The following is a 2530-nucleotide window of genomic DNA, read 5'->3' on the forward strand; positions in this document are numbered from 1 at the left end:
TTTCCGAAATTGACGATGAACTAAGAAAGCTGATACCTTTGACAGGCTATAAGCTACATACAATGCCGGGAATTGACCTTGTTACAGAAGCACAGATAATATCTGAAATCGGGGATATAAACCGTTTCCCTGACTCAGACAAGCTGGCTCGGTTTATGGCTTGGCGCCGGTGCAATTCAGCTCTGCCGGAAAGGGCAAAGACCAAAGGTGCAGGAATGGCAACAGGGCACTAAATGCGATATTTCACTTTCTTGCAATCCAGATGGTAGCAGTATCGGCTTCAGGAAAGCCAAGGCACCCGGTATTCAGGGAGTATTTTGAGCAGAAGGTCAAAGAGGGCAAGAACAAGCCACAGGCGCTTGTGTGCGTGGCAAGGCGGCTTGTGAGGATTATTTACGGTATGATGAAAACCAAGACGGAATACAGGCCATATGAAAAGGTTGATGACAAGAACTGATTTCATATTCTGGAAGCAAAGCAATGGAAGATAATTCTTTTTTGATTGAGATATGGTAACAGGAATTATATAATAGTTATAGTCCTTGTAGTGAGGGAACGAGTAAGATTCAAAATTTACTTCCAAACTTTAATAACGCTAAAATTGACCCAAGGAAGTTAACTGAATATGCACTTAACCCAGAACATCCTGTAGGAGGAAATAAAGCAAAAGTGTTTGAAAGTGCTTTAGGTTATAATAAGTCTAATGCTGACGTACTTATGAAGCAGATATATGATAAGCTATCGAAAAGTGGAGCTATAGTGGGCAAACTTGACCAATATGGACAACGCTATACGGTAGATATGTTAATAGAAGGTGTTAATGGTAAAGTTGCTACCGTTAGAACAGGATGGATTTTAAAAACTGGGTCTAATATACCTGAATTGACAACAATATATGTAAAGTAGGTGTTAACTATGAAGTTTAATGAATTTGATGCAGTTGTGCTATTAAGAGATTACCAAAAAGAGGGATTAAAGAAGGGGGATATTGGTGCAGTTGTAATGGTTCATACAGAACCAAATGAGGCATATGAAGTGGAATTTGTCAATGAAAAAGGTATAACTAAGGCGATAATTACACTTCTTCCTAATGAAATTGATAAAGCTTAATGAGGTTACTCACATTGGTATCTATTAACTATGAGGTCATATAGCTTCGGCTGATATGGCCTTTTCATATTTTATACAATATTGTCATGGCGAATAGATAATCTTTATATATTGATATACCGAAGATTCTGCATTATAAAACATGTTCAACTTATTATACACGTTGTCCAGTATTTTAGTATTTCTGTTATTTTTATTATAATTTATGCATCAGGAAATTGGGATATTAAGCTGGTGTAAGGGTTTTATGAATAAAAAAGAGTGCACTATTTTATATCATCCGCTTACTTGATAATATCCTGATAAAAACTTGTTAATAAAAAACTTGAAAAATTTTTATATAATTTTTAAATCCAGTAATATCAAGGGAAAATGAGGAGTTGAAAATCAAAATCTACAGTTAAGATTCACATATATGCATAAATGGATGCATATATGTGAATCTATTAGGGGGAGGTTGTTGGTGGTGGAAAAAAGTTAAAAGTAGTTGAACAAAGACAACAATAAGAAGAAAAAGAAAATCAGAGTAAATAAACATAAAGCAAAGATAAAAGATGGTTGATAGTATCAAGTATCTGATATAGCGGTATAAATAAGCGGTAAATTAGGTAGTGCATAAGGCACTATCTTTTTTATGATGATTTGTCTGATGGATAGAAAAATAAATGTAAATTGGACAAAGAATAAAAATTTTGAACATGAACAGTTAATTAGGTGACAGAAAAAAGTAATATAAGTATCCAAGTAAAAAGAAAGGGGTAAATCAAATGACAGGAAAAATGACATTACCGCTCACATTAGATAAGGCAGATATAGATATTCTTAGGATACTTAATAAATATTGCTATTTGGTAGTAGAGTTTAAATTTGTATCAGAGGATATGATTCTATTGGATGTGAGCGCATTTACTAATGTATCAGATGCAGTTAAAAGAGAGGTGGAGTAATAATGAGTAAAGATATAAGAACAGTAAGACCACCTGTGCAGTTGTTACCTAAAGCTGTAATAGCAGTAAGACCAGCGAGTACTGCAAAAGCAGACCTTGAAGTAATGGCAGCACAGGTAGCGCAAATGACAACAGCTTGTTGTCAGGAGAATATTCAAGTAGATAGTATCGTTATTACCTTTGGGGGTATAAAGGATATTACAAAAAGGGTAAAATTTCTTACAGAACAAAAGGATATACAATATCTAATAATATACAATGCTAAGCAGATTGCAGACAATGAAAGTGAATACATAAATTTCAAGAGAGATATGCAGGACTGGTATAACTTAAAGGTTGTTTGTTACAGGTGATAGTTGAGGTTTTGGGAAAGTAAATAGCTTAAGAGGTTTAAGGATTACATAAATATATGTTTTGGGTATAAAAGAAGCATACTACCAAAATTCAGCAGGATGTTTTAAATATATAATTTG

The 2530-nt window shown here is 34.0% G+C and carries 5 protein-coding genes and 1 pseudogene; all 6 read left to right on the forward strand.

What is annotated here, in order from left to right; genetic code table 11:
- Window positions 1-62: 62 nt before the first annotated feature.
- Window positions 63-217: pseudogene (locus JCM21531_RS24705) on the forward strand (IS110 family transposase); the annotation flags it as partial.
- Between the two features lie 45 nt (window positions 218-262).
- The gene (locus JCM21531_RS24710) at window positions 263-457 is read left to right on the forward strand and encodes a hypothetical protein (RefSeq protein ID WP_369347735.1); all 195 of its coding nucleotides are present in this window, start codon (window positions 263-265) and stop codon (window positions 455-457) included.
- Window positions 458-564: 107 nt separating this feature from the next.
- Window positions 565-906: a DUF6883 domain-containing protein gene (locus JCM21531_RS16860; RefSeq protein ID WP_338077177.1), complete on the forward strand. Its 342-nt coding sequence runs from the start codon at window positions 565-567 to the stop codon at window positions 904-906.
- 9 nt (window positions 907-915) lie between these two features.
- A complete protein-coding gene (locus JCM21531_RS16865) occupies window positions 916-1110 on the forward strand; it encodes a DUF4926 domain-containing protein (RefSeq protein ID WP_038291548.1) in 195 nt (64 codons plus the stop codon).
- A gap of 767 nt (window positions 1111-1877) precedes the next feature.
- A complete protein-coding gene (locus JCM21531_RS16870; RefSeq protein ID WP_038291550.1) occupies window positions 1878-2057 on the forward strand; it encodes a hypothetical protein in 180 nt (59 codons plus the stop codon).
- Window positions 2058-2059: 2 nt separating this feature from the next.
- Complete coding sequence (locus tag JCM21531_RS16875; protein WP_038291553.1) at window positions 2060-2410, forward strand: hypothetical protein; 351 nt, start codon at window positions 2060-2062, stop codon at window positions 2408-2410.
- Window positions 2411-2530 lie beyond the last annotated feature (120 nt).

This window comes from Acetivibrio straminisolvens JCM 21531 (assembly GCF_000521465.1).
Classification (GTDB): Bacteria; Bacillota; Clostridia; order Acetivibrionales; family Acetivibrionaceae; genus Hungateiclostridium; species Hungateiclostridium straminisolvens.